The 25,815-nt window shown below is 68.6% G+C and carries 25 protein-coding genes; 15 read left to right on the top strand and 10 right to left on the bottom strand.

The window, feature by feature from the left end:
• Nucleotides 1-81 precede the first annotated feature (81 nt).
• Nucleotides 82-1,035, top strand: a complete 954-nt coding sequence (locus tag H587_RS0114735; protein WP_027176887.1) for a chemotaxis protein — start codon at nucleotides 82-84, stop codon at nucleotides 1,033-1,035.
• Nucleotides 1,036-1,393: 358 nt separating this feature from the next.
• Here the strand turns inward: H587_RS0114735 and H587_RS0114730 are convergent, their stop codons facing one another.
• Nucleotides 1,394-2,503, bottom strand: a complete 1,110-nt coding sequence (locus tag H587_RS0114730; protein ID WP_027176886.1) for a Fic family protein — start codon at nucleotides 2,501-2,503, stop codon at nucleotides 1,394-1,396.
• A gap of 177 nt (nucleotides 2,504-2,680) precedes the next feature.
• Here H587_RS0114730 and H587_RS19025 point away from each other — a divergent pair, with 177 nt between their 5' ends.
• The 5 genes from H587_RS19025 to H587_RS19920 all read left to right on the top strand — a co-directional run bounded on the left by H587_RS19025 (nucleotide 2,681) and on the right by H587_RS19920 (nucleotide 9,576).
• Nucleotides 2,681-3,208: a cytochrome c3 family protein gene (locus H587_RS19025; protein WP_169432794.1), complete on the top strand. Its 528-nt coding sequence runs from the start codon at nucleotides 2,681-2,683 to the stop codon at nucleotides 3,206-3,208.
• Nucleotides 3,209-3,709: 501 nt separating this feature from the next.
• On the top strand, nucleotides 3,710-3,991 hold the full coding sequence (locus tag H587_RS0114715; RefSeq protein ID WP_169432793.1) for a hypothetical protein: 282 nt from the start codon (nucleotides 3,710-3,712) through the stop codon (nucleotides 3,989-3,991).
• Nucleotides 3,992-4,055: 64 nt separating this feature from the next.
• The gene (locus tag H587_RS19925) at nucleotides 4,056-6,596 is read left to right on the top strand and encodes an ATP-binding protein (RefSeq protein WP_051202958.1); all 2,541 of its coding nucleotides are present in this window, start codon (nucleotides 4,056-4,058) and stop codon (nucleotides 6,594-6,596) included.
• 447 nt (nucleotides 6,597-7,043) lie between these two features.
• Nucleotides 7,044-7,664: a hypothetical protein gene (locus H587_RS0114705; RefSeq protein ID WP_027176883.1), complete on the top strand. Its 621-nt coding sequence runs from the start codon at nucleotides 7,044-7,046 to the stop codon at nucleotides 7,662-7,664.
• Nucleotides 7,665-8,166: 502 nt separating this feature from the next.
• The gene (locus H587_RS19920) at nucleotides 8,167-9,576 is read left to right on the top strand and encodes a PAS domain-containing sensor histidine kinase (protein ID WP_051202956.1); all 1,410 of its coding nucleotides are present in this window, start codon (nucleotides 8,167-8,169) and stop codon (nucleotides 9,574-9,576) included.
• A 32-nt stretch (nucleotides 9,577-9,608) separates the two neighbouring features.
• Here H587_RS19920 and H587_RS19010 read toward each other — a convergent pair whose 3' ends face one another.
• Nucleotides 9,609-10,352: a FadR/GntR family transcriptional regulator gene (locus tag H587_RS19010; protein ID WP_051202954.1), complete on the bottom strand. Its 744-nt coding sequence runs from the start codon at nucleotides 10,350-10,352 to the stop codon at nucleotides 9,609-9,611.
• Nucleotides 10,353-10,519: 167 nt separating this feature from the next.
• Complete coding sequence (locus H587_RS19005) at nucleotides 10,520-11,821, bottom strand: EAL and HDOD domain-containing protein (RefSeq protein WP_051202952.1); 1,302 nt, start codon at nucleotides 11,819-11,821, stop codon at nucleotides 10,520-10,522.
• A gap of 127 nt (nucleotides 11,822-11,948) precedes the next feature.
• Between H587_RS19005 and H587_RS0114685 the strand changes: the two genes are divergently transcribed.
• Nucleotides 11,949-13,061: a FapA family protein gene (locus tag H587_RS0114685; protein ID WP_027176882.1), complete on the top strand. Its 1,113-nt coding sequence runs from the start codon at nucleotides 11,949-11,951 to the stop codon at nucleotides 13,059-13,061.
• 406 nt (nucleotides 13,062-13,467) lie between these two features.
• A complete protein-coding gene (locus H587_RS19000; RefSeq protein WP_211219521.1) occupies nucleotides 13,468-14,067 on the top strand; it encodes a transglutaminase-like domain-containing protein in 600 nt (199 codons plus the stop codon).
• A 98-nt stretch (nucleotides 14,068-14,165) separates the two neighbouring features.
• On the opposite strand, the gene H587_RS21295 is transcribed toward H587_RS19000, so the two are convergent.
• Nucleotides 14,166-15,068, bottom strand: coding sequence for a M23 family metallopeptidase (locus H587_RS21295; RefSeq protein ID WP_027176881.1), 903 nt, complete (start codon nucleotides 15,066-15,068; stop codon nucleotides 14,166-14,168).
• 16 nt (nucleotides 15,069-15,084) lie between these two features.
• Nucleotides 15,085-15,798 carry a hypothetical protein gene (locus H587_RS20905; RefSeq protein WP_027176880.1) on the bottom strand — a complete coding sequence of 238 codons (714 nt, stop codon included), beginning with the start codon at nucleotides 15,796-15,798 and terminating at the stop codon, nucleotides 15,085-15,087.
• Nucleotides 15,799-15,929: 131 nt separating this feature from the next.
• Here H587_RS20905 and H587_RS0114665 point away from each other — a divergent pair, with 131 nt between their 5' ends.
• Together H587_RS0114665 and H587_RS0114660 are read left to right on the top strand one after the other, a co-directional pair.
• Nucleotides 15,930-16,343 carry a response regulator gene (locus tag H587_RS0114665; protein ID WP_027176879.1) on the top strand — a complete coding sequence of 138 codons (414 nt, stop codon included), beginning with the start codon at nucleotides 15,930-15,932 and terminating at the stop codon, nucleotides 16,341-16,343.
• Entirely contained in the window at nucleotides 16,340-16,873 is a 534-nt protein-coding gene (locus H587_RS0114660; RefSeq protein ID WP_027176878.1) for a chemotaxis protein CheD, read from the top strand. The genes H587_RS0114665 and H587_RS0114660 overlap by 4 nt, the downstream gene beginning before the upstream one ends.
• A gap of 123 nt (nucleotides 16,874-16,996) precedes the next feature.
• On the opposite strand, the gene H587_RS0114655 is transcribed toward H587_RS0114660, so the two are convergent.
• From H587_RS0114655 to H587_RS0114645, 3 genes are all read right to left on the bottom strand, one after another.
• On the bottom strand, nucleotides 16,997-17,989 hold the full coding sequence (locus H587_RS0114655; protein ID WP_027176877.1) for a ParA family protein: 993 nt from the start codon (nucleotides 17,987-17,989) through the stop codon (nucleotides 16,997-16,999).
• The gene (locus tag H587_RS0114650; protein WP_211219520.1) at nucleotides 17,986-19,191 is read right to left on the bottom strand and encodes an ATP-binding protein; all 1,206 of its coding nucleotides are present in this window, start codon (nucleotides 19,189-19,191) and stop codon (nucleotides 17,986-17,988) included. Before H587_RS0114650 ends, H587_RS0114655 begins: the two co-directional genes overlap by 4 nt.
• Nucleotides 19,192-19,363: 172 nt before the next feature.
• Nucleotides 19,364-20,653, bottom strand: coding sequence for an acetamidase/formamidase family protein (locus tag H587_RS0114645; RefSeq protein ID WP_027176875.1), 1,290 nt, complete (start codon nucleotides 20,651-20,653; stop codon nucleotides 19,364-19,366).
• 239 nt (nucleotides 20,654-20,892) lie between these two features.
• Here H587_RS0114645 and mtgA point away from each other — a divergent pair, with 239 nt between their 5' ends.
• Both mtgA and H587_RS0114635 read left to right on the top strand, forming a co-directional pair.
• Nucleotides 20,893-21,804 carry a monofunctional biosynthetic peptidoglycan transglycosylase gene (mtgA, locus tag H587_RS18995; RefSeq protein ID WP_051202949.1) on the top strand — a complete coding sequence of 304 codons (912 nt, stop codon included), beginning with the start codon at nucleotides 20,893-20,895 and terminating at the stop codon, nucleotides 21,802-21,804.
• Nucleotides 21,805-21,849: 45 nt separating this feature from the next.
• On the top strand, nucleotides 21,850-22,143 hold the full coding sequence (locus tag H587_RS0114635) for a hypothetical protein (RefSeq protein WP_027176874.1): 294 nt from the start codon (nucleotides 21,850-21,852) through the stop codon (nucleotides 22,141-22,143).
• Nucleotides 22,144-22,401: 258 nt separating this feature from the next.
• On the opposite strand, the gene H587_RS0114630 is transcribed toward H587_RS0114635, so the two are convergent.
• Nucleotides 22,402-22,701, bottom strand: coding sequence for a hypothetical protein (locus H587_RS0114630; protein WP_027176873.1), 300 nt, complete (start codon nucleotides 22,699-22,701; stop codon nucleotides 22,402-22,404).
• A 199-nt stretch (nucleotides 22,702-22,900) separates the two neighbouring features.
• Between H587_RS0114630 and H587_RS0114625 the strand changes: the two genes are divergently transcribed.
• The 3 genes from H587_RS0114625 (at nucleotide 22,901) to H587_RS0114615 (ending at nucleotide 24,964) form a co-directional block, all read left to right on the top strand.
• A complete protein-coding gene (locus H587_RS0114625; protein WP_027176872.1) occupies nucleotides 22,901-23,542 on the top strand; it encodes a cyclase family protein in 642 nt (213 codons plus the stop codon).
• Between the two features lie 29 nt (nucleotides 23,543-23,571).
• On the top strand, nucleotides 23,572-24,468 hold the full coding sequence (locus H587_RS0114620; RefSeq protein ID WP_034609579.1) for a DMT family transporter: 897 nt from the start codon (nucleotides 23,572-23,574) through the stop codon (nucleotides 24,466-24,468).
• Between the two features lie 61 nt (nucleotides 24,469-24,529).
• Nucleotides 24,530-24,964, top strand: a complete 435-nt coding sequence (locus H587_RS0114615) for a hypothetical protein (protein WP_027176870.1) — start codon at nucleotides 24,530-24,532, stop codon at nucleotides 24,962-24,964.
• A 26-nt stretch (nucleotides 24,965-24,990) separates the two neighbouring features.
• Here the strand turns inward: H587_RS0114615 and H587_RS0114610 are convergent.
• Nucleotides 24,991-25,815, bottom strand: an 825-nt coding sequence (locus H587_RS0114610; protein ID WP_027176869.1) for a hypothetical protein, incomplete at its 5' end; no start/stop codon positions are given.

Raw genomic sequence — 25,815 nt, 5'->3', positions numbered from 1 at the left:
TTTTTCCCGCGATTCCTTCCCCCCGCCCGCCTCGCCGCGCTATGCTCCGAAAGCGCTCCCTTGAACCGCGCGGAGGCGGAGATGGCCAAGAAGACGGAAATCCTCCTGGAGACCGGCACCAACGAACTGGAAATCCTGGAGTTCCACATCGACGAGCAGACCCCGGCCGGGCCCGTGCCCTGTCACTTCGGGGTCAACGTGGCCAAGGTCATGCAGGTCATCGAGAGCCCCCGGCTCACGCACCCGGAATCGGCCACCCACGCCTCCTTCCTGGGCGTCATTCCCTTGCGGGACCACATCCTGCCGGTCATCGACCTGGCCGTCTGGCTCGGCCTGGACAAGGCCGCCCACGACCAGGAGGTGGTCATCGTCACGGAGTTCAGCCAGGCCGTCACCGGCTTCCTCGTCTCCGGCGTCACCGAGATCCACCGCGTGGGCTGGCCCGAGGTCATCCCGCCGTCCAAGGCCCTGGGCCGCGTGGACACGGCCAGCATCGTGGGCTTGGTGGAACGCGAGGGCCGTTTCATCCAGCTCCTGGACCTGGAATACATCCTGGCCGACCTGGACCCGGCCTGCTCGACCCGGGCCTGGAGCACCTCGGCCCACGCCGAGGCGCGCTACAGCGCCCTGGTGGCCGACGACTCCGCCACCATCCGGACCATGCTCCAGAACAACCTGGAGGCCGCCGGATTCGAAGTCCTCATGGCCAACAACGGCTCCGAGGCCATGGACAAGCTCCAGGAGGTCAAGAACGCGGCCCACGACTCCGGCAAGCCCGTCACCGATTTTCTGGACGTGCTCATCTCGGACATCGAGATGCCGCTCATGGACGGGTTCACCCTGACCAAGTCCGTGAAGAACGACCCCGTGCTCAAGACCCTGCCCGTGATCCTCTACTCCTCCATCATCACCGACGAGCTGCGGCACAAGGGCGAGAGCGTGGGGGCCGACGCCCAGGTGGCCAAGCCGGACCTGGACCAGATGGCCCGCACCGCGATCACCCTCATATCCGGGGCCGGTGTCGTCGGTTCATAGAAAGGCGGAGAGACGGGAGCCTCTTGGCCTTTCCGCAAGCCTCCGAAGGGGGGCGCTCCGCGAAAATGGGGGGCGGCCCCTCGTATGTTTTCACGCCAAGGCAAGGGGCGCGCCGACTCCCGATTCCCGATCGATCCCCGGCCATGAGTGTCGTGTCGGCACGTCGGGCCGGGCCTGACTTGCCCCTGCCTGGTTCGTGAAAACACATCTCGCGTCCGCCTGTCAGGGGGCTTCGCCCCGTTTCAGAAAGGCGGAGAGACGGGAGTCTCTTGGGTTTTCTGTAAACCGCCGAAGGCGGCGGCGAAGCCGGGGGGCGGGGAGCCCCCGATTTCGTCTTCTCCCGTCCCTCTTGGCCTTTCTATGAACCCCCGAAGGGGGAGAAGGCGTGGCCGGAGCGATGGATGAGGCCGAGTCGGGCGAGGTTGAGGAGGTCGCGGCGGGCGGAGTGGGAGGAGCGGCCGCGGTAGAGGATGCCGAAGGGGCGGGTGGCGAGGATCTGCTGGAGGGTGAGGGGGCGGCCGTGCTCCTGGAGGAGGTGGAGGAGGTCGAGCTGGCGGGGGGTGACGCGGCGCTGGTCGAGGAGGGCCTGGAGGTGGTGCTCGGCGGTGAGGCGGGCCAGGGGGGCGATGAGGCGGGTCTTGATTTCGGTGAGCTGGTCCAGGAGGCCCTGGAGGTGCTGCTCGAGGTAGGCGGTGAGGTCCATCTCGTGGCGCAGGGAGTCGAGGAAGGCGCGGAAGGACTCCAGGGGGGCGCGGTGCTCGTGGATGGCCGGGAGCCAGGCGAGGCGGCGCAGTCCGGCGGCGGAGAGGATCAGGGCGTGCAGGGCGCGGATGGCGCGGTGGTTGCCGGTGTCGAAGGGGTGGATGCAGGCCAGGTGGAAGGAGCAGATGGCGGCGCGGAGCAGGGGCGGCTCGTGGCGCAGGGGTTCTGAGTTGATCCAGGCGGTGAAGCGTTCCATGAGGCGGCGGATGTCCTGGACCTGGCGGGGAGGGACGTAGGCGCCGCCCTGGGATTCGTCGCCCACCTCGATGGAGCGGGTGCGGTACGCGCCGGGCTCGGATGCGGGGTAGGGCAGGCCCTCGGTGATGCCGGCGTGGAGCTTGCGCAGGTGGGCCTCGGCCACCTCCAGGACGCCGAACTCGCGGCGGGGCCGGGTGAGGGGCCGCAGCACCCGGGCGAGGTTGTGGACTTCGCGGGCGGCGGGGTCGGCGGGGGGCTCGGGGGCGTCGAGGATGAGGGCGGCCTGCTCCGGGGGCAGGGCGTTGCCGGAGAGGGCGGCCGAGCCGAGGATGGAGCGCAGGCGGAGGTCGGCGTCGAGGGCTTCGGCGGTTTCGGGAAGAACGGGGAGTTCGGCCAGGAGCCCGGCCAGGGTCTGGACCCGGGCCAGAACGGGCTGGACCCGCACGCGGTCGTGGCGGCGCGAGAACTGGAGGGTTTCCGCGCTGAGCACCAGGGATTTTCCGCGCATGATTCCGCACCTTTTTTTGCAAATAAAAGAATCTGTACTGATAATGGCTTGATAGAAAAATATGCAACGAATTGCAATCGATTTTCCGACATTGATTGCAAACAGGAAGCGGTGCAGGTCGCTCCTTGGCCGGGTTCGGGCTTGGCCTCGGCGGCTCTTTCCATTATGTATGAAGCCATGCGTGAGCCCATCCCGGGACGTCATGAGCGGGGGCGTCCGTCACCCGCCCCGGCCGCGGCGGTCCTGATCCTCGTGCTCGCCCTGGCGGCGCATCCGGCCTTCGTTCCTCCTGCCGGGGCGAGCGGCCACGGCGCGCCCGCGCCCCGCATGGGCGACACCCGGCAGGCGGCTCCGGAGAATTACAGCCACGGCGCGGAGGGCTTCTGGTCCCCGGCGAACATGCCCAAGGACGGCCACCTGACCTGGCCCGCCCAGCGCACCCGGCCGCCGGTCTTCTTCTCCCACGCCCGCCACATTCACGGCGGCCGCACCGCCTGCCGGAGCTGCCACCACAAGGAGCCCGCGAGCTGCTCCGCCGAGGCGGCCTGCCATTCCCTGATCACCCGCGAAGACGAACCGCCCCGATCCCTGCACCGGGCCTTCCACCTGCCGGATTCGCCGCGCAGCTGCCTGGGCTGCCACGCCCGCTTCAAGGCCAACTACCTGCCGCACGGGCCGCTGGAATGCGGCCGCTGCCACCGCTGATTCCCCGCACCGGCTTGCCGGGGGACGCGCCCCGTTTCCGGCGACCGTGCGTCGCGCGCTTGCGGCGCGGCATTCTTCTGGAGCTTTTCCGATCGGATAGGCTCCCGTCCACAACACAACAGACGAAACGCAATGCAAAAGAAAAAATACATCAGGCTATTGAATGCGCTTTTGGAACTCAAATAGGCTATTCTATTGTAAAAATATAGATTATACTGGACTTCCGCATTGGCGATGCACTATAGGTTTCCGACTGTGGCGCGGGTGAAGAAGGACGATACATCGCCCGGCCCTGGAGGAAGAACATGGTGCGTTGCATGATCCTGATGCCCCGCGGGGACGGGAGCCTGCCCACCGCCGGAGACCTGCGGCGGCTGGGCTTCCGATTGTCCGACGCCGTGGGCCGGGATGGGGTCGGGGCGGAACCCGGAGACGGGCGGCCGCCGGTCGAGGGAGACAAAGACGTTGACGAGCGGTTGTCATCTGACTAAATATTCATGCATGAACAGCCGATTGACCTCAGCCGGGATGGCGCGCCGGGACAGCGGGGGACGTTGCGGGGATTGCCGCAACCTCGCCGGAGGCTGCTGCGAGGCCGCCTCGGAGGCGTTGCGCGCGGCGGGCTGGCCGGGGGTGGCGGTGCGGCCGCCGTCCTGGACCTCGGCCGGGTCGTGCCCGGGGTTTGAGCCGAGCGAGGACTGCCTGGCCGAACTGCGCGAGGCGGCCGAGATCCGCGCGGCCGCCGACCGCGTGGCCCGGGCCAAGGGCTTCCCGCCGGGGTGAAAAAAGGCGTCGGAACGGGACGCGCCGCGTTTACAGGCGGACTTGCCCGGTGTATGAAAATGGTATGAAATCCGCCCTGTATCCGTTCCGGGCGCGGCTTCCGCTCCTGCTCGCCATGCTGGCGGCCGTCCTGATCCTGGGCGCGCCCCCGGCCCGCGCCGAGCGCCGCCCGCTGGTGCGCGCGGCCCTTTCCGGCCTGCCGCCCGGGGCCTTCCTGGACGAGAGGGGCCTGCCCCGGGGTCTGGCCGTGGACGTGCTGAGCGAGGTGGCCCGGGCCGAGGGCTGGGATCTGGAGTGGGTGCCCTGCTCCGGTCAGGAATGCGTCGGCCTCATGCGCCAGGAGCGCGTGGACGTCCTGCCCTACATCGCCCAGACCGGGGAGCGGGCGGAATTTCTCGACTTCAGCCGCCGCAAGTACCTGCGCACCTGGGGGGCGGTCTACACCCGCCCCGGTGAAAAGCCCGCGAGTCTCATGGACCTGGCCGGGCGCACCGTGGCCCTGACGCGCGGTTCGCGCACCGCCCAGGGATTCCTGGAGCTCATCGAGGAATACGGGCTCTCCGTGACCCCCCACTGGGTGGACACCCAACCCCTGGTGCTGGAGGCCGTGGCCCGGGGCGAGGCCGGAGCCGGAGTGGTCTGCCGCCTCTACGGCGAGTATGCGGCCCCGGGCTACGGCGTGGCGGCCGCCTCGATCACCTTCATGCCCACCTTCAAGGCCGCGGCCGTGCTCAAGGGCCGGAACGCCTGGATCATCAAGGGCTTCGATCGCCAGATGGACCGTCTGGTCCTGGACCGGGGCTCGGTGCTGCACGCCTCCCTGGAACGTTGGCTGAACCGCGACCAGGGGCACCCCCTGCCCGAGTGGTTCGGCATGGGCTTGATCCTGGGGCTGGCCGTGGTGGCCGCGGCCCTCATCCTGGCCACGCTCTTCGGCCTGCGCGCCGGACGCCAGCGCCGCGACCTGCTCACCGTGGAGGCCCGCGAGCGCGACATGCGCCAGGAGGTGGAGGACCGCCGCAAGACCGAGGCCGCCCTGCTGCGCAACCGCCAGCGCTTCGCCCTGGCCGCCCGGGCGGGCAAGGTCGGCGTCTGGGAGCGCGATTTCGTCCTGGACCAGACCTACGTGGACCCGGTGTTCAAGGAGATGCTCGGCTACGAGCCCGAGGAGGTGCCCGACGACCTGGGCCGCATCGCGGAACTCATGCGCGCCGCGGATCGCGAGGGCGCGCGCGAGCACTTCGAGCGCTTCATCAGGAGCGGCCGGGCCGAGTTCGAGGTGGAGACCCAGCTCACCCACCGCGACGGCGACTACCGTTGGGTCGAGGTGCGCGGCACCTGCGTGCGCGACGCCGACGGCCGCCCGTTGAAGGTCATCGGCGCGGTGGTGGACATCACCGAGCGCAAGCGGCTGGAGATGGCCCTCATCCGGGCCAAGGAGGAGGCCGAGGCCGCCAGCATGGCCAAGGGCGAGTTCCTGGCCAACATGAGCCACGAGATCCGCACCCCGCTCAACGGCGTCATGGGCATGCTCCAGCTCCTCCAGCGCACGCCCCTGGACGGCAAGCAGCGCAAGTACGTGGACACCGCCCTCAACTCCGGCCAGAACCTCCTGTCGGTCATCAGCGACATCCTCGACCTCTCCAAGATCGAGGCGGGCAAGGTGGAGATCGCCCACGAACGCTTCAACCTGCCCGAGCTGCTGGACTCCGTGCTGGACATCTTCCGGCCCCAGGCCCTGGAGAAGGGCCTGACCCTGACCTGGACCGCCGAGGGCGACATCCCGCGGGAGGCCGCGGGCGACCCGGGCCGCCTGCGCCAGGTGCTCTTCAACCTCGTGGGCAACGCCATCAAGTTCACCGAGGCCGGATTCGTGCATGTCCTGGCCGCCCGCAAGCCGGGCCTCGAGCCCGAGGGCCGCGTGCGCCTGGACTTCGAGGTCGCGGACACCGGCGTGGGCATCCCGGTCCACATGCTGGAGAAGATTTTCGACTCCTTCACCCAGGCCGACGGCTCCTTCTCGCGCAAGTACCAGGGCACGGGCCTGGGCCTGGGCATCGTCAAGCGCCTCGTGGGGCTCATGGGCGGCGAGGTGCGCATCGAGTCCGAGCCCGGCCGGGGCACCAAGGTCATCCTGCACATCCTGGCCCACGCCGCCGTCGAGGGCGACGCGCCGCCCGCGCCCCCGGCCCGCTCCGGCTCCCCCCTGGGCAAGCCCCAGGGCCTGCGCATCCTCCTGGCCGAGGACAACAAGATCAACCAGCTCGCGGCCATGAGCTTCCTGGAGGAGGCCGGGCACTCCGTGACCCTGGCCGAGAACGGGCGTCAGGTCCTGGACCTCCTGGCGCACGGAACCTACGACTGCGTGCTCATGGACATCCAGATGCCCGAGATGAGCGGCCTGGAGGCCACCCGCCGCATCCGCGAGGGCGAGGCCCCCAAGGCCCGCGACATTCCCATCGTGGCCATGACCGCCCACGCCATGAAGGGCGACCGCGAACGCTTCCTGGCCGCCGGGATGAACGGCTACATCGCCAAGCCCGTGAGCCTGGAGGAGTTCGACGCCGTGCTCGGCGCCATCCTGGCGCCCGCGGATCAGGCATAGGGAAGGGGGCTTCGGCCCGGCTTCGCCGGAGTATGGAAAGCCAGAGAGACGGGAGCCTCTTGGCCTTTCTGTAGACCGGCGAAGCCGGGCGCTCCGCGAAAATGGGGGCGTCCACTCGCATGTTTTCACGACAAGACAAGGGGCCGCGCCACTCCCGGTTCCCGTTCAACCTTTGGCGGCGCATGTCGTGTGGGCGCTTTGGGCCGGGCCTGACTTGCCCCCGCCCGGCTCGTGAAAACACGCCTCGCGTCCGCCTTCCGGGGGCCTTCGGCCCCATTTACGGAAAAGCGGGAGAGAGGAGTCTCTTTGCCTTTTCGTAACGCGCCGAAGGGGCCGAAATTTGCATGCCTCCCGGAAGGGTGACGGGAAACCGTCGTCCATGGCCGACCGGCCTTCTTTACAAAAAGGTCGAAACAGGCTAGCGAGTTTCTTTAGATGGAGAGACCGATGAAACGTCTCGTGGCCCTCCTTCTTTTGGCCTGCCTTCCGGCGCTGTCCGGCTGCATGGTCGTCGGCGCCGCCGTGAGTGTGGGCGGCTATGTTCTCGGCGGCCCGGTGCAGTATGCCGGGACCGCGCTTTCCGTCTGCGAGTACGGCTACGAGATGGCCGTGAACGACAAGTCCCCCGACGAGGTGATCCAGGACAAGATCGCCACCGTGGTCGACATCCTGGACGGCCCGGACTACGTCGGCCCCTGGGAAACCGGCCTGGACCGCGAGGGCCACGCGCCCGTGGCCGCGGCCTCCCTGGCTTCGCTCTCCGAGACCTACGGAGTGGCCGCTCTGCCCGAGGCCGCGCCCGAGGCCCACGAAACCCTGCCTTCGCCCTTCGACTCCGTGCTGCTGGCCGATCTGGCCGCGCCCGAAACCGTCCAGGCCGCCGCGCCCACGCCCCGGCCCGCGCCCGATCCCGCCGCCACCACCCCGGCCCGGGTTCCGGCCCCGGTTCCCGTTCCCGCTCCCGTCCTGACCGACTGGCCCACCCTGGCCGCCGCCGAGGCCGCCGCGATCCCGACCCAGGAGTCCTCCTGGTCCGTGCGGCTGCCCGTCACCAACCCCATCCTCTAGGGGGGGGCTTCGGCCCGTTTCAGAAAGGCGGGAGGCCGGGAGCCTCTTGGCCTTTCTGTAGACCGGCGAAGCCGGGCCTTTCTGTAGACCGGCGAAGCCGGGCGGCCCGTTTCGGGAAGACGAAAGACGGGAGCCTCTTCGCTTTTCTATGAACCGGCGAAGCCGGGCGGGCCCTCGGGTATTTTCACGACAAGGCAAGGGGCCGCGCACTCCCGGTTCCCGTTCAGCCCTCGGCGGCGCGTGTCGTGTCCGTTGTCGGCCAATGTCGTCTTGCCCCTGCCTGCTCGTGAAAACACTCCTCGCGTCCGCCTTTCAGGGGCTTCGCCCCGCTTCAGAAAGGCAGGAGGCCGGGAGTCTCTTGGCCTTTCTGTAGACCGGCGAAGCCGGGAGCCTCCCCCGTGTTTCCGTGAACCGGCGAAGCCGGGCGTTGACAGAACGGGCGTTTGTCCGTCAAATGGGGCACTTTTGTCACACCGCCCATTCGGCCGACCTTGGAGGAGGGATGCCCGGACCCAAGGACTCGCCCACGGCGGAGGCCCCGGCCTTCGCCGCCCGCCTGCTGGAGGCGCTGCCCCTGGGGTTGGCCGTGCTCGACGCCTCGGGCCGTGTGCTCTACGCCAATTCCGCCTTGCGCCGTTTGCTGCGGCGTTCCGATGACGATCTTTCGGGCCGCGATTTCGTGGAGCTGGGACCGGGGGCCGAGGTGGCCCTGGACCCGCATCCTCCGGGTCTGGCCATGGCCCGGCTGAAGACCCCGGACGGCCCCCGCGACGTGTTCCTGGACGTGGCCCAGTTGCCCGAGGCCCCGGACGGAGCGGCGCGGGTGGTGCTCGTGCGCGGGCCGGTGGAGCGCCTGGCCGAGGAGCGTCTGCGCCGGGGCCAGGCCCTGGCCCGGGTGCTCCTGGACGCGGAGGACGACGCGGCCCTGCTTCTGGACGTGGACGGCACGGTGGTGGCGGTCAACCGTTCGGGCGCGACGCGTTTCAACAGCACGCCCGAGGAGATGCACGGCCGCAGCCTGGCGGAGTTCGTCCCCTGGAACCTGTTCGAGGACCGGCTCGCGCGGATGCACGACGTGTTCTGTCTGGGCCGGGGTCTGCGCTTCGAGGACGAGCGCGACGGCCGCCGCCTGGAGCACAATCTCTGGCCCGTGCTGGGCCGGAGCGGCGAGGTGGCGCTGGTGGCGGCCTTTTCCCGCGACATCACCGAGCAGCACGCCCTGGCCCGGCTGCGGGAGGACGTGGAGCGCATCGCCCGCCACGACATCAAGTCCCCGCTCACGGGCATCGTGGGCCTGGTGCGCACGCTGCTGCGCGACGGCGGGTTGTCCGAGCGCCAGCGGGCCCTGCTCACGGCCATGGGCGAGGCCGGGGAGCAGGTGCTGAACATCCTGAACACCTCCCTGGATTTGCTGCACATGGAGCAGGGCGACTACGTGCTTTCGCCGGAGCCCGTGGACCTTTCGGAACTGCTGGGCAAGGTGGAGAGCCTGCTCGACCCGCTCATCCGGCGCAAGCGGCTGACCCTGGTCTGGCGGCGCGAGGGCCGGGCCTGGCCCGGCGGCGAATCCTGCCCGCTCATGGGCGAGCCCCGGCACCTGGAGACGCTTTTCACCAATCTGATCAAGAACGCGGTGGAGGCCTCGCCGCCGGACAGCCGGGTGAGCGTGAGCCTGGAGCCGGAGCAGGAGTGCTGGGCCCTGACCATCCACAACCGGGGCAGCGTGCCCGAGGCCGTGCGCGACCGCTTCTTCGAGAAGTACGCCACGGCGGACAAGCCCGGAGGCACGGGCCTGGGCACCTACTCGGCCCGGCTCATCGCCAAGACCCACGGCGGCTCGGTGCGGATGCGCACCTCGGACCCCGAGGGGACTTACGTGACCGTGCTCCTGCCCCGCGCCTGCCCGCTCTGATCCGCCATAGTCGGCGATCGTCCGTCTTGTATTCAGGCAAGTTGCGAAAGGATCGTCAGCTGTCGGTCGGCATCTTCGCCGCCTTTCCATGACCCGGTGAAGGCGGGCGTCATGCGGTCCAGGTGGTCGCGCATGGCCCGCGCGGCGGCCGGAGCGTCGCCCGCGGCCACGGCGGCCAGCACGGTTTCGTGGGCCACCAGGGCGGCCATGCGGTGGGTTTCGCGTTCCAGGAGGAAGGCCTCGCGGGTCTCGGCCAGGCGTCCGGCGATGTCCTCGACCATGCCGAGGAGCAGGGAATTGCCCGCGATGCGGGCCAGGCAGGCGTGGAAGGCGGCGTCCGCGTCGCGGCCCGTGCCGCCGGAGGCCACCTCCCGGCGCTGGCAGGCCAGGAGCATGCGCAGCTGGGCCAGGTCCGCCGGGGCGGCCTTGCGCGCGGCCATCTCCGCGATGGACGGCTCCAGAATCCGGCGCACCTCCAGGATCTCGACCAGCTCCCGCCGTCCCAGGGCCAGGCCCTCCAGAAAGACTTCGGCCGCCCGGTCGCGCCCCTCCGGGGAGAGGACCGCGCCGCCGCCGGGCGGGGTGTGCAGGAACCCGGCCCCGGCCAGGGCCGCCAACGCGGCCCGCAGGGCGAAGCGGCTCACGCCCAGGGCCTCGGCTAGGCGGCGTTCCGGGGGAAGGCGGCCGTCCGGGAGGAGCAGGCCGCGCAGACGCGCGTTCAGGGAACCCGCCGGGGACGCCGGGTCGTCCTGGTCCTGGGAAACGACGGTGCTCATGGGCGCATCCTTGTCTGCTCGAAGAGTGCCCCCGTCCCCGTGCCGGTGTCAAGACGCGACGCGACCGGGGCGCGGCCCGGGCGAACATTAACCCGCCGCCGGTCGTCGTCTTCGGTCGGTCTTGTATTTTGAATGGTTGGGAGTTTCGTCGTGAAGCGTCGGCGGCGCTAGATCTCGGCGCCGCCGGGGTCCGCGGCCAGCAGGCCGAAGAAGCAGTCGGCCCAGTGCAGGGACGCCTGGTAGGCCTCGGCGGCCTGGGCCGCCTCCAGGCCCAGCTCCCGGCACAGGGCCCGGGCCGCGCTGAAGTCGGAGTTCTCCAGGGCCTGGGTCAGGGCCAGCCAGGGCGACAGGTCGTTGTCCTCGCCGCAGAGGGCCAGGCGCACGGCGTCGGGCAGGGGCAGCCGGTCCACGATGTGCTCCATGGGCATGTTGAAGATGGGCTCCAGGAGCGAGAACAGGCCCATGAGGAAGAGGATGTCGGCCTGGTCCGGCCGGTCTCCGGCCTGGGCCGCCAGCTCCAGGAAACGCGCCCGCTGGGCCGAGAGGTAGGCCAGTTCGCGGGTGCGCGCGGCGGGCACCAGGTCCGTGAGCAGCAGCAGCCGGAGCCAGGCCCGGATGGGCTTCCAGCCCGCCAGCACCACGGCCTGGCGGATGGAGGCCACCTTCTTGGCGAAACCGAAGCTGGCCGAGTTGAGGAAGGTCAGCAGCCGGTAGGTCAGGGACACGTCGGCCTCGATGGCCTGGGTCAGGGCCGGGAAGTCCGGTTCGTCGTGTTCGATGACCTTGAAGAGCCGCAGGCGGCTTTCCTCCAGCGACGAGATGGTCCGCGCGGAGAGGGTCTGCGGCTTCTTGAAGAAGAAGCCCTGGAAGAGGTGGAAGCCCAGTTCCCGGCACAGCTCCAGCGTGCCCTGGTCCTCCACCCGCTTGGCCAGCAGCCGGACGGGCCACTTGCCGGCGGCCCGGGCCAGGGCCGAGAGTTCGCCCGCCTCGCGGCCCAGCACGTCCACGCAGAAGATGTCGGCCAGCGCGTACTGGGCCTCGCGCGCGGGGTCGGCGCTGTAGTTGTCCAGGGCCAGGGTGTAGCCGTCGCGCTTGAGCCCCAGCAGGGAGTCCAGGTACTCCGGCCCGGGGTCGGCCAGCTCGGCCACCAGGACCACCGTGGTCTCCGGCGGCAGGGCGTGGGCCACCCCGCCGATGACCGAACGCTCGGGGAAATGGATGAGCACGTGCTTGTCCGGGGCGCAGGTGTCCGGGCACAGGGGCGCGTTGGCCACCACCCGCAGGGTGGCGTCGAAATCGTCGCTGAACACGGCCCGGTCCGCGTCGCCCGCGTCGCGGTAGAGCAGGGCGTAGCCCCAGGTGGAGAGGTCGCGGCCGAACACCGGCTGGCGCGCCACGAAGACCGTCTCGTAGGGCGTTTTCCCGTTGCCGCCCGTCTGCGGCTGGTGGAAATGGCTCGCGCGTGTCATTCTGAGATGCCCCGTGTCCTACTTGTCGTCCATTTGCACAGGGAAATCAAGTGCGGGCCATTCTCATTGACGCCGACTCGAAACCGACGCTATGAAAAGGTTGGTCCACATCCAGAAGCGGGGAGCCATGCCCTATTATCTGAAGCACCATTTCGACCCGGACTTCAACCACCTCAAGCTCGCCCCCAGCGAGCGCGAGGACGGACGGCTGGACCATTACAACCTGAACTACGTGCAGAACGTGCTCAAGGGCGACCTCCTGGCCGAATGGGTCGAGGTGCCCGAGGCCGACGCCTCCGAGCTGGACCAGCGCTTCATCTATCCCAAGAAGCTCTTCCCCAAGGGCTTCCGCGTCGAGGCCGATCCCGAGAATCCCGACCGCCTCCTGGCCGCCGACGACGGCTACGTCTTCTACGACGCCGGGCTCATCCGGGTGAAGAAGCTCCTCAACGTGCGCCAGGACGTGGACTTCTCCACCGGCAACGTCTCCTTCGTCTCCAACATGGTGGTCCACGGCTCGGTCATGCCGGGCTTCAAGGTCCAGGCCAAGAACGTGCTCGTGCGCGGCAACGTGGACGCGGGCACGGTCACGGCCCTGGAATCCATCGTCTGCGAGGGCGGGGTCAAGGGCGGCGGCAAGGGCTTCCTGGACGCGGGCAAGACCGTCAAGCTGAACTGGTGCGAACGGGCCCTGGTCCACGCGGGCCTGAACGTGCTCATCGACGCCCACTGCCTGCACAGCCGTCTCTACGCCGGGCGCAGGCTGCACGTGCGCGGCCGGTTCATGGGCGGTACGGCCTTCTGCCACGATTTCGTCTGCGTGGAGGGCGGCCTGGGCGGGCCGGGCGAGGTGGAGACCCAGCTCGTGCTCGGCTACAACCCCCGCCTGCTCTACAAGGACCGGCTGGTGATCTACAGCCTGCGCGCCCTGGCCGAACGGCTCCGCCAGTACGAGATGCAGGCGGGCCGGGGCAAGGCCGCGGCCGAGGAATACGCCCCGCTCATGGAGGACTGCCGGGTCCGCATGAGAACCTACGAGGACGCCCGCAAGCGCATTTGGGAACGCATCACCGCGGGCGAACGCCTGGATTCCTGCCGCGTCATCGCGCCCGGCAGGGTCATGCCCGGGGTCGAGATCAGCATCGGCCCGGCCTACCTCTTCGTGGACCAGGAATACGAGAACGTCCACTTCCGCTACGAGGACGGCGAGATTATCGTCGGTTCCCCCGCCCTGGCCTGATCTGGCGCTGAAAAGCTCGCGCCGACCGCGTTGCCGCGCGAAGGCCGGACCCTCGCGTAGGCTTGCTACGCGTCGGGCCCGGCCTTCGTTTGCGCCTTGTCGGCTCGGCTTTTGAGCGCCGGCCCCCCTTCGCCCCCTTCGCCCTCTTCGGGGGGTTTCAGAAAGGCGAAAAACCGGAAGCTTCTTGGCTGTTCCATGAACCGGCGAAGCCGGGGGCCTTCGGCCCGTTTCAGAAAGGCAAAAAGGCGGGAGCCTCTTGGCCGTTTTATGAACCGGCGAAGCCGGGAAGCCGGGGGCCTCTTGGCCGCTCCGTGAAGCCTCGAAGGGGCCTTTACAGGGGGAGGGAACGGCGAGAGACTCTTGGCCGTTCCATAATCCGGCGAAGCCGGGCGAAGGCGGGGGAGTGGTGTTCAACGAAGTTTCGAAGCGGGGTTTGGCCCCGTATCTGGCGGGTTCCGAGGTGGTGGATCTGGACCATCCCGAAGTGGCGGCCCTGGCCCGGAAGCTGTCCGGCGGCGGGCTCGCGGCCACGGCCGTGCGCTGTTTCGAGTTCGTGCGCGACGAGGTGAGCCACACCCTGGACGCCGGGCTGGACGGGCCCGTGACCTGCCGGGCCTCGGAGGTTTTGGCCGCGCGCACGGGCCTGTGCTACGCCAAGAGCCATCTCCTGGCCGCGCTCCTGCGGGCCGACGGCATCCCGGCCGGGCTCTGCTACCAGCGCCTGCGCCTGGGCGGGCCGAACGGTCCCCTGGGCCTGCACGGCCTGAACGCCCTGCTCCTGCCCGGCGCGGGCTGGCTGCGCGTGGACGCCCGGGGCGACAAGCCCGGCGTGGACGCCCGCTTCGAGCCGCCCGGCGCCACCCTGGCCTTCCAGCCGCGACTGCCCGGCGAGGCCGACCTGGCCGGAGTCTGGCCCCAGCCCTGGGAATCCGTGACCGCCTTTCTCCGTTCCATTCAGCGGTTTTCAGAAAGGCGGAAGGCGGAAGCCTTCCCCGTCTTTCCATAACCCGGCGAAGCCGGGGGGGCCTTCGGCCCGCTTCAGAAAGGCGAAAAGACGGGAGCCTCTTGGCCTTTCTGTAGACCGGCGAAGCCGGAGAAGGGGGGCTATTTGAGGATGTAGTTGAGGGGGTTGGTGGGATTGCCGCCGACGTGGACCTCGTAGTGGACGTGCGGGGCCACGCTGCGGCCGGTGCTGCCCACGAGTCCGATGATGTCGCCGCGGAACACGGTCTGTCCTTCCTTGACCAGGATCTTGGACATATGGCCGTAGCGGGTGTGGATGCCGCCGCCGTGGTCGATCTCCACGCACTGGCCGTAGGTGGAGAACCATTCGGCCAGGACGACGCGGCCCTGGGCCGTGGCCTTGATGCGCGTGCCGGTGGGCGCGGTGATGTCGATGCCCTTGTGGAAGCGGCCCTTGCCGGTGAGCGGGGAGGCGCGCCAGCCGAAGCGGGAGGTGAACCGGCCGCGCGAGGGCCAGATCACCGGGATGCGGGCCAGGCGTTCCTGCTGCGCGGACACGGCGTGGAACAGGGTCTGCTGGGAGGCCTCCTCCAGGAGCATGGAGATTTCCAGGTCGCCGAGGCGTTCGCGCATGTCGCGGAGCAGGGACTGGGTGTAGAGGAGCTGGAGCGGGTTGCGGTAGGGGCCGGGCAGGGGGCCGCCCATGCCGTCCACTTCCGGTTCCGGGCCTTCCGCCAGGGAGAGCATGACCCGCAGCTTGGAGTCGAACTCCGCGATGCGGCCGAAGGAGTCCTCCATGGACTTGAGCTGGAACGAGGCGGCATAGATGCGCTTGCGCTGCTCCATGACGGCCTGGCGGTTGGCGTCCAGCAGGGAACGTTCGCGGGCCTTGGTCAGGCTCAGGGGCAGGAACACGGCCGTGGTCCCGAACAGCAGGGCCAGCAGGCACACGACCAGGGCCGTGTGCCAGCCGCGCAGCCGGAAGGTCAGCCGGGGCTGCCCCTGGCTGTTCAGGCAGACGATCCGGTATTCCTCGAACAGCATCCAGTCCCCGGCCGGATCAGAACAGCTCGACCAGCTTTTCGGAGAGCGTCTTGCCGACGTTGAAGCCGCAGGCCGAGAGGGGGCAGTCCTGCTCGGCGCGGCAGCCGGGCACGGCCAGCCGCTCCACGAACACGTCGCGGGTCTTGTCCTCGTTGACCACGTGCACGGCCAGGAGCATGAGGGCCTGACAGCCGGGCTTCGCCCCCTCGGGCTGGGCCCAGGAATGGTAGTCCTTGGCCCAGGCGAAGGGGAAACTGCCGTCGAAGGCGTCGGGCACGGCCAGGGTCTGGGCCGGGGCCTGGTCCTTGCCGCCCGGGACCGGACAGGCCGGAGCCGCGCAGAGCACGTGGATCTCCATGGAATAGTCGGCCTTGCCCGAGAGCGCGTGCTCGTAGCCCTCCAGCTCGATGGCGCGGACCGCCTGCTGCTCCAGGTAGACCACGCCGGAGGCGGTGGGGACGATGGCCTCGGGACCGACCACCCAGTCGCGGACCTTGACCAGGAAGGTCTTGCCGGGCTGGGCATGGAACTCGGACATGTCCCGGACCGTGTGCCTGCCCTCGATCCGGTCGTAGCTCGCGCCCCGGTCGTAGGCCGGGTTCCAGCCCGGGGCGAGGTTCTTGGTCTCGGTCTTCTTGAGGTTCTTGTCCTCCGCGCCGGGCTGCTGCTTGAAGTAGGCGCAGCCGGGGAGCAGGAGCAGGAGCAGGAGCAGGGTGAGCCAGTGACGCATTGTGATCCTCCACGATGAGCGACGGGAAGCAAACGAATAAACCATGCGGACCGGCTGGGCAAGCACGGCCGCTTGCCCCGCGCGGGTTCTTGGGATAACAGCCTGAAACATCGCGCATTCCCGGGGGGGGCATGAAACTTCTGCTGGTGGACGACGAGCCCGTCGCCTTGCGCTTCCTTTCGGGAGTGCTGGCCGGACGGGCGCGGACCGAGACCGCCCCGGACGGGGCCTCGGCCGTGGCGGCCTTCGCCCGGGCCCTGGACCAGGGCGAGCCCTTCGACGCCGTGATCCTGGACATCATGATGCCCGGCATGGACGGCATCGAGGCCGCCCGGCGCATACGGGCCCTGGAGCGCGGCCGTGGCCGCGAGGGGGCCTGCCGCCTGCTCATGCTCTCCTGCCTGGACGACGCCGAACACCAGATCATCTCCCAGTATGACGCCGGGGCCGACGGCTACCTGACCAAGCCGGTGGATTCCGCCGATCTGCTGGCCGCCCTGGCCAACCTCGACCTGCCGGAAAATCCGCTGGACGGGGCCGAATGAACGCGCTCCTTTCGCCTGAAGGCTTTCCGGTCCGGCATCTGGGCATCGGCGAGGGCGGGGTCTTCGACAGCCCGGCCCGGGTCCACGTGCTCCTGGGCTCGTGCGTGGCCGTGACCTTCCATTCCCCCTCGCGCGGCGTCGGGGCCACCTTCCACGCCCTGCTGCCCGCGCGGGCGGAATTCGCCCGGCAGGGCCAGGACGACGGCCCGTTCCGCTACGTGGACTCGGCCATCGCGGAGCTGCTTCACCGTTTCGCGAGCCTGCGCTGCATGGCCGACCTGGAGGTGAAGGTCTTCGGCGGGGCCAACTCCCTGGTCCAGGGCGAGTTCGGCATCGGCATGAAGAACGTGCGCACGGCCTTCGCCGGCCTGGCCTCGGCCGGGCTGCGGGTTACGGCCTCCAACGTGGGCGGCACGCGCGGCCGCAAGCTCGTGTTCCTGCCCTCCACCGGCGACGTCTACATGAAGATCCTCTCCGAAACGCCCGTCCACGGCATGCGCTCCGGCCCCGCCCCCTTCGGGGGTGTTTAGAAAGGCGAAGAGCCGGAAGCCTCTTGGCCTTTCCGTGAACCCCCGAAGGGGGCCGGTTTCCGGAAAACCAAAAAGGCGGAAGAGGAACCCCTCTCCCGCCTTTCCGTAAACCCCCGAAGGGGGTCAGAGGGAAAGGCCCATTTTTTCGAGCATCTTTTCCGCGAGTTCCCTGAAGTCCTCGCGTGCGTCCGCCACGGCCTGGGCGTGAGCGCCGATGGCGCCGTCGGCCGAAGTCAGCTCGAAAATGGGCTTGCGCGCCTCTTGGGCCATGGGGATGAGGCTGCGGTAATGCTTCAGCGTGGCGAGACAGTCCGGGTCTTCGGATGGAGTGCTTGCCGTGGTCTTCCCGCCCAACAGGCAGTCGTGATAGGTCGAGGGCATCCTGTTGATCCACTTGTCGTATGCCTTGACCGGGCGACTCAGTCGCACGCTGTGTTGTTGGGCGATGTAGCCGAGAGGCCGCATTTCTCCCCCCGGGAGCGCGAAACTATGGGAGGGCCAGTTTTCGAAGCGCTTTTTCCATGAGGCGCGCCAGGAGCGCAGAGTGGGGCCGAGGTTTTTCAATCCTTGAAGGGAGAAGAGGTCGGCCCCCAGGGGGATGGCGACATATTCGGAGGCGATGAGGGCAGAGCGGTTGATCGCGCCCAGGTTCGGCCCGACGTCCATGACGATGAGGTCCGCCTCCACCTGCTCCGCCGCCAGTTGCGCCTCTTGCCAGAAGGCCGTGAGGATGCGGAACGGGCGGTATAGGTTGTTGTCCCCCATGCTGTCGGCCCAAGCGGTGGAGAGGGTGTCTTCAAAAGACGCCAACGCCACGTCGCCGGGCAACAGATAGAGGCCCTGGGTCACTTTCTTGAGTTCCGGAAGCAGGAGATCACCGACTTCCGTGAGCGGTTTGATGGCGCGATAGATGGTTTGCGCGCCGGTTTCCACGTCCCAGAGCTGCTCCAGCTCATCCTCGTCGAGAAATCCGGCCGTCAGGTTGGCCTGGGCGTCCAGGTCCACGGCCACCACGGTGAGCCCCAACTCCGCGAACATCCAGGACAGGTGGTAGACCAGGGAGGTTTTGCCTACCCCGCCCTTGTTGTTGAAGAAGGTGAGGACCGGGATGCTCATGGGCGTCTCCTGATGGTCGCGAGGACATAATTCTGTTCAATGGAAAACTGGAGATCCGGATTGCCGTTCCTGCGCAGTTCCGCCTTCGCGATCTGGATGCCCACGCCGAAGCGCTGCACGAAGCCCATCACCCGCATGGCGTCGGCCAAATTGGGATTCCGGTAGTCCGTGATTCCCGGCCGGCCGAAGTTCTCCCGCGTGACGGTCCCGAATGGTCCGCCTGGGTTCAGGATTTCAATGCGGTCGTCGAACCAGTTGATCCGGACCGGAGCGTTCGTGTTTTCGTAAGTGCGATGCATCACCGCGTTGCGGACCAACTGTTGCAACGCGGCCCGGGGATAGGGCGTCGTCCGCGTTTCCCGGTCGGAGGAGGTGATGTCGACGCCCGTGCGGTTGTGGGAGTCCATCTTTTCATCAATTCTGCGCAGAAGCTGGCCCAGCGGGCCGTCCACGAGCACTTCGTCGAGAATCGGGTCGGAGAGTTCAGCGCCGCCGATGCGGAGGAATTGGACATACGCGCCGGGTATCCAATCCCTGGGCGTGAGCCCGAGAACCAGAACGCCGAGGATCGTGGGAATGGGGGAGTCCACCGAGGCGATCATGCGGCATGAGGCCAGCCGTTGCTCATAGCTCCGCTGGTTCGCGGCCAGGATGTCCGGGGCGAAGGCGTTGGGCAGATATTCTTCCACGAACAGCAGCTTGCTGAGTTCCTTCAAATCGCAGGAGGGAAGCGGCTGAACATCGAAAGGGAGATCGCGGCCCCGCCGTTTTTCATTCAGGACTCGTTCATCCTGAGCGGTCGCGAGGCAGAGGCGAGGGCCCACGCGGAGCCATATCCGCCCTCTGTAGCGCACGGGCGGGGCATCTGACGGCTGCACGAAAACAACCGCCAAGTCGGCGTTTTTCAGATGTCTCTTCTCAACGATGATCGACGGCGGGGGCAGAATATTGCCGTCCGTCTTGATGTCGGAAAGAGTTCGGAGCAATTCGTCGGTGATCGCCAAGCCGCTCGGATTGCCGTCGTCCTTCGCTCCCACGAATAAGACTCCCGGCTTTTCATGGCCCGGGAGGTCATTGGCGAAGGCGCATATTGACTGTCTTCCCTTATCAGGCGCGTCTCCCTTCCAGGACTCCTTGCGTTCGGCAAGGTCGGATTCGAGATCGTCGAGCAGGGCTTCAAGTTGCTTGTCCGAGTAAGTCATCATCCTCTCCAGCGAAGCGGTTCCGCCTGTTCGGGAAAACTCGCCGCATGAAGCATGGTACGTTGGGCCGGTCCATTCCGCAAGCTCCGGGCCGGCTTCGTCGGTTTCCGGAAAACCAAAAAAGGCGGCAGAGGAACCCCTCTCCCGCCTTTCCGTAAACCCCCGAAGGGGGTCAGAGGGAGTATTGGTCGCGGATCAGGTCGTAGACGCCCTTTTCCCTGAGCTTGGCCGTGGGGGCCAGGAAGGTGGCCGTGACGGTGCCGGGGTTGCGGCCGATCTGGATGTTGCCGGTGATGGTGGCGCGGTTCATGACCTCGGGCACGGTCGTGTCGAGGAAGGCGGCGGCGCGCTTGAGGGCGCAGTCGGTGGCCGCGTTCAGGGTCGGGCCGCTGCCCACGAAGGAGATGGGCGCGGATTCCTCCAGGGTCACGCCGCGCTCTTCGGCCATGCGCCGGGCCAGGGCCTTTTCCTCGGCCGAGAAGGGCCGGGCCAGGAGCGGCAGGTCCTCGGCCAGGGGCAGGATGATCGGGCCGCCGCAGGTCACGCCCTTGAGCACGCTCACGCGCATGGCGATGACGCCGGAGACGTCGGCGGTGTGGCCCGCGATCTCGCCGTCGCCCTGCATGGCGTGCATGTCGCCCACGTAGACCCCGCCGCCGGGCACGCGCACCGGGGCGATAAGCACCGCTCCGGCGCGCACGCGGTTGATGTCCATGTGGCCGTCGGTCACGTCGGCGAGCTGTTCCTGGGTGATGGCGTACTCGTGGGGCGCGCCCACGAGGAAGGAGCCGAAGTCCTGGGCGTTGTGCGAGTCCGGGGTGGGCCGCACGGGCACCACGCCGAGCTGGCCCACGAAGGGGATCATGCGCGCGGCCACGCCCGGGATGTCGCAGGGGGCCAGGGCCACCACCGGATTCTGGATGGAGTTGTCCGGCGTGGCCATGAATTTCCTGGCCTCGGCGGCGGCTTTTTCGGCCGCGGCCCGGTCCAGGGTCAGGCCCATGCGCCGGGTCTCGTCGAAGGCGATGGTGTAGCCGTTGGTGAATTCGAAGGGCGCGGCGGAGGCCCCGCAGGCCGCGCACTTGATGCAGCCCTTGCCCGTGCCCTCCACGCGCGTCGCCGGGTAGAGCGCGCCGCAGCCCGGGCACTTGCCCGCCACGTAGGGGTCGCCCAGGCAGCAGTCGCCGTGGATCAGGTCGTTGCCCGAGGCCGTGCCCGCGCTGGTCACGTCGATGGACAGGATGCGGATGGCGATGGAGTCGCCGGGCTCGGCCCCTTCCACGAGCACGGGTCGGCAGACCTCGTGGCCGCCCCGGATGGCCGGGGTGAGCATCGGACCCCAGCAGCCCGGGGCCGTGTTGGCCACGATGACGCCGCCGTCGCGCACCGGGCCGAGCATGGGCACGTCCGGTCCCAGGATGCCGTTGGTGAAGGTGTTGACGAAGATGGTCTCAGCGGCCATGTCGAACCTCCTTGGGCCGCCGTCTCGGGGATCGCGTGTCGGGGTTTCCGCGTCCGACGGGCGCGGAAGGGGTCGGTCGCCCGGGCGGCCTTGTGAATCCACCCTATCCGCCCCGCCTCCCTCCGTCCAGGGGGCCCCGCCCCCATTTACGGAAAGGTGGGGAGATGAGAGCCTCTTGGCCTTTCTGTAAGCCCCCGAAGGGGGTTGTCAGGGGGCTGGGGGTGTGAGACACGGCGGTCATGCGAAAGGCGCTGGGTTGGGTGGTCAAGGCGTTGGCCGTGCTGGCGGCCTATGTGCTGCTGGTGGCGGCGTGGTACGCGGTGGTCCCGGACGTGAAGGGGCTGGCCAAGGCCAAGCCGGGCAAGACCGCGTTCATGCTTTATCGCGAGGACCAGTGGGCGCGCGAGGGCCGCAAGACGACCCTGAAGTGGAAGTGGACGCCGCTGTCGTCCATGTCGCCCGCGCTGGTCAAGGCCGTGCTCATTTCCGAGGACGACAAGTTCTGGTCCCACGAGGGCTTCGACTTCGACGCCATGCGCGACGCCCTGCAAAAGGATCTGGAGGAGGGGCGGCTGCGGGCCGGCGGCAGCACCATCAGCCAGCAGTTGGCCAAGAACCTCTGGCTCTCGCCCAGCAAGAGCCCCATGCGCAAGATCAAGGAGGCCGTGCTGGCCTGGCGGCTGGAGCGCGAGCTGTCCAAGAAGCGCATCCTGGAGATCTACCTCAACGTGGTCGAGTGGGGCGACGGGGTTTTCGGGGCCGAGGCCGCGGCCCGGGCCCATTTCGGCGTCTCCGCCTCCGGCCTGTCCACGGAGCAGGCCGTGCGTCTGGCCGTGAGCCTGCCCAACCCCATCCGCTTCGATCCGGCCGGGAACTCCGGCTTCGTGCGCAAGCGCGCGGCCATCATCCTTTCCCGGCTTCAACGCAGGGGCTACCAGCCGCCGCCTTCGTCGCCGCCTTCGGCGGATTTCAGAAAGGCGGAAGAGGGGAGTACTGAGAAGGCCGCTCCTGTTCCGTCCGCTCCTGTTCCGCCCGCGCCTCCGGCCGCCGAGTCCGAGCGCGACCGCCGGGAGGACGCCGTGGTCCGCGAGGCCCTGGACTGGGTGCGCCAGAACGTGGAGCAGGACGGCGGAACGTCGGGCGGGGAGTAAAGGGAACCGCCCGAACGGCCGAAAAGGCTCCTGGGAGGTCGCCCCATGCGCGCCGTGTTGTCCGTTTTCGTCCTGTTCCTGATCCTCGGCATGGCCGACGACGGTTTCGCCGCCTCGGCCTGGAAGGCCAAGGAGCAGGAATGCATCGCGCGCTGTCCCCAGTTTCCGCGCTTCGGCGGCCTCGAGGACCAGAAGGCCTGGACCGAGCGGATCAGGAAGCAGCGGGAATACGACACCTGCTACATCGGCTGCGTCAAGGGCCAGATGAGCGCCTGGCGCAGGCCCCTGGGCCCGCCCAAGGACGGCTCCCAGGCCTACTTCAAGCGCAACGCCTTCTGATTGTCCCCTTTCTCGCGCCGCGCCGGGGTGGTCAAAAAAGATTTGTTGTTTCGGCGTGATGCAAAATCAAGAGAAATTCTAGATTTTTTCTAACGCCACTTTCCAGGCTGTGGCGGGTCATGGAAAGGCGGAAAATCGGGAGTCTCTTGGCTGTTCTGTAGACCGGCGAAGCCGGGGGGGCGCAAGGGAGATGGGCGACCGGAGGCGGTCGTCTGGGGGTGGCGGCGGGACCGCCGTTGCGGGGCGCGCGACGGAGGGTTAGAGCGCGTCCTGCATGCTCTGGAAGAACTCGTCCTCGTCGTAGAGCTCGGGGTAGTCCTGCTGGAACTTCCCGGAAGCGGCGAAGAAGGCGTCCCAGCCCGTGATCTCGTTCACCTTCTCGCCGTTGGCGAAGCACTTGAAGATGGTCCCACGCGGGCATTTGGTCAGGTTGATCTCGAAACTGCCCGACGGCATGAGCGTGGACCACACCGCCGAGTAAGCGCTCTTGTCGCCCTCGGTCTTCTTGTACTTGTTGAAGAACTGCTCGAACGTCCGACGGATCTCGTCGCGGTCCATGAGAGTTTCCTTCCTCCTCCTGGCAGATATTCGGTACGTATTCCGGCTTGTTAAAAAATTCCCGAGCTCGTGTCCAGTGTCCGGGCTTGGCTTTATACAAGAAAAACGCTACCGCCGCCTTCGGGAGTCCCGGGAAAAGGCCCGGGACGAAGGGCGGGGGCCGCCTGGGGGTTTCCATACCATGACGCGGGAGAAGCAGATGGACGTCCGACGGGGCGCGGTGGTGGACTTGTCGCATCCGTTGCAGGCGGGAATGCCGGTCTGGCCGGGCGATCCGGGCGTGTTCATGGAGACGCGGACCACGGTGGAGGTGCAGGGCTATCGGGTGCGGCGGCTGGAGCTGAACGGCCACGCGGGCACGCACCTGGACGCCCCGGCGCACGTGCTCGCGGGCGGCGCGGGGGTGGAGGCCGTTCCCCTGGAGCGCTGCCTGGGCCCGGGCGTGGTGCTCGACGTGCGGGGCCGGGACGTGGTCCGGGCCGGTGATCTGGACGGGATCGACGGCGCGGCCTTCGCGCTGCTGCGTTCGGGCCACGACCGGCATTGGGGCTTGCCCGCGTACTACGAGGCGTTTCCGCGCCTGGACGCGGACGCGGCCCGGAGGCTGGCGGCGGCGGGTCTGCGCGGGGTGGGGCTGGACTGGCCCTCGCCGGACGGCCCGGAGAGCGCGGAGCTGCCCGCGCACAAGATTCTGCTGGACGCCGGGCTCGTTCTGGTCGAGAACCTGCGTGGACTGGAGCGGCTGCCGGAGCGCGGCTTCCTGTTCCTGGCCGCGCCCCTGGCGCTGGCCGGGGGCGACGGATCGCCCGTGCGGGCCTTCGCGCTGCTCGGGTGCGGATGAAGACGCGACGGCGAAGAGATGAAGAGACGATGAAGAAGAACAGTCTGACGCTGGTGTATGTCCTGCTGGTGGCCTCGGTGGCCATCTGGGGCGCGACCTGGATCTCGGGCCGGATGCTGGCCCGGAGCATGGGCCCATTCTCGGCGGCCTTCCTGCGCTTCGTGTCCGCCTCGATCTTTCTGTTCTTCCTGGTCTGCCGGGAGGAGAAGCGCCTGCCCCGGCTGGCGCTGAGGGACCTGTTCGGCACGGCCCTGCTCGGTTTCTTCGGCGTGGCGCTCTACAATTTCCTGTTCTTCTCGGGCCTGAAGACGGTCCCGGCGGGCCGGGCCGCGCTGATGATCGCCTGCACCCCGGCGGTCATGGCCCTGTTCGCCGCGCTGTTCCAGGGCGAACGGCTGGGCTTGTCGCGGATATGCGGCATCCTGACCTCCTTCCTGGGGGCCTCGGTGATCCTTTCGGGCGGCAACCCGCTGAGCCTGTTCCTCCACGGAATCCGGCCGGGGGACGCCTTCATCCTGGGCTGCGTGGGCTCCTGGGCGGCCTATTCCCTGCTGGGCGGCATGGTCATGCGCCGGATGACGCCGCTTTCGGCCGTGGCCTGGTCCTGCTTCCTGGGCACGCTCATGCTTCTGCCCCCGGCGGTGATGAACGGGGTCTGGGAGGACGCGCTGCGCGCCGGGCCGGTGGACTGGGGCAACATCATCTTCCTGGGCACCATCGCCACGGGCCTGGCCTTCACCTGGTACTACAAGGGCATCCAGGTGCTCGGCTCCTCGCGGGCCGGGGTCTTCCTGAATCTCGTGCCGGTCTTCGCCCTGATCCTGGGCCACCTCATCCTGGACGAACCCCTGGGCATCTCCCTGGCCACGGGCGGCGTGCTGGTCCTCTTCGGGGTCTGGCTCACCAACCGCAGGCCCGCTGGCTGACCGACCCGCGGAAAAGACGCGACGGCCTTGCCCGGACGCGGCTTCCGGGGTAGAATGGGGCATGGTGCGGAATCCGTTGCCTCCGTGGTTCGTCGCCGCCCTGGCCCACGGACTGGGCGGGGTCGCCGTGGTCCTCTCCGGGGATCTGTCGGCGGACCGCTTTTCCGTGTACCGCGCCGGGCTGAGCTGGTTCGCGGCCCTGCTCCTGGCCGGATGGCGGAATCTCGTCCAGGGAGCGGCCCTGACCTTCGCCCGGGCCGCCCTGCTGGGCCTCGCGGCCGGGCTCCTGGCCCACACGCTGTTCCTGGCGGCGTCCTTCACGATCCTGGGCACGGGCCTGGGCTCCACCACCATGGAGCAGTTCGGCGCCCTGCTCATCCTCGTGGCGCTCTGGCTGCCCGCGAGCCTCGGGCTCTACGGCGCGGCCACGCTCTTCTGCTCGCTCTGCACGGCCCTGCTGCTGGGGGCCTGGCGCGGGGAGGCGGCGGAGGGATAGGGCGGCTCGCGGCCGGGGCGTGCGTCCTAGAAGGCGTAGCCCAGGTTCAGGCCCAGCCTGCCCGAGAGCGAGTCGCCGGAGGCCAGGCACGCGGCCTTCGCAAACTCGCTGCCGCTGAGCTTGGGCACGTAGGACAGGTATTCCACCCCGCCTTCCAGGCCCAGGCTCCAGGAACCCAGGAGCAGGTCCAGCCCGCCCTCCAGCCGGGCCCTGGCCGCGATCTCGGAGTGGTCGTCCGAGGCGGCCGAGTCGCCCGGGACGAGGCTCGAACTCACCTGCCGCCCGTCATAGCGGGCCTGGGCCAGGGCCCCGCCCAGGCTCCCGTCCAGCCGCGCGCGGAGGAACTCGCCGCCGTACTGAAGCCGCAGCCCGGCCGTCAGGCCGTGGTAGGAGGCGTTCAGGCGGTCATACTGCTGGATATTGATCCCTGGAAACGCGATTTGGTAGGCGGACAGGGAGTAGTGCTGGTCCAGCTCCATGCCGAAATACCCGGCATAGGGGCTCAGGCGCAGGTTCTCGTTCACCGGGATGTCGCGGCCGGCCAGCAGCTCCCCGCCGAACTGGTCCACGCGCAGGGTGGTGGAGCTGTGCACGGGCGCGCCGACGAACAAGGCGCCGGCCGCCACGTTCAGGCTCGCCCAGCCCGCCTTGGGGAACACGTCGTCCTGGCCGGCATCCAGGGAGGCGCTGAAGCCGCGGGCCTCGATGAAGCAACCGTCCTCGGTCTTCCAGCCCAGGGTCAGTCCGCCCATGGGCCCGTCCGCGTCGCCGTCGTGGGCGCGCAGCGACGAGGTGAAGGGCGTGGCGATGAGCGGGGCGTAGTCCGGGAGATCGATGAGGAAGGCTGAGGC

The sequence above is a fragment of the Desulfovibrio aminophilus DSM 12254 genome, from assembly GCF_000422565.1.
Lineage (GTDB): Bacteria > Desulfobacterota > Desulfovibrionia > Desulfovibrionales > Desulfovibrionaceae > Aminidesulfovibrio > Aminidesulfovibrio aminophilus.
Note: the sequence above shows the minus strand (reverse complement) of the source record. Positions and strands in the feature narration are given on the sequence as shown.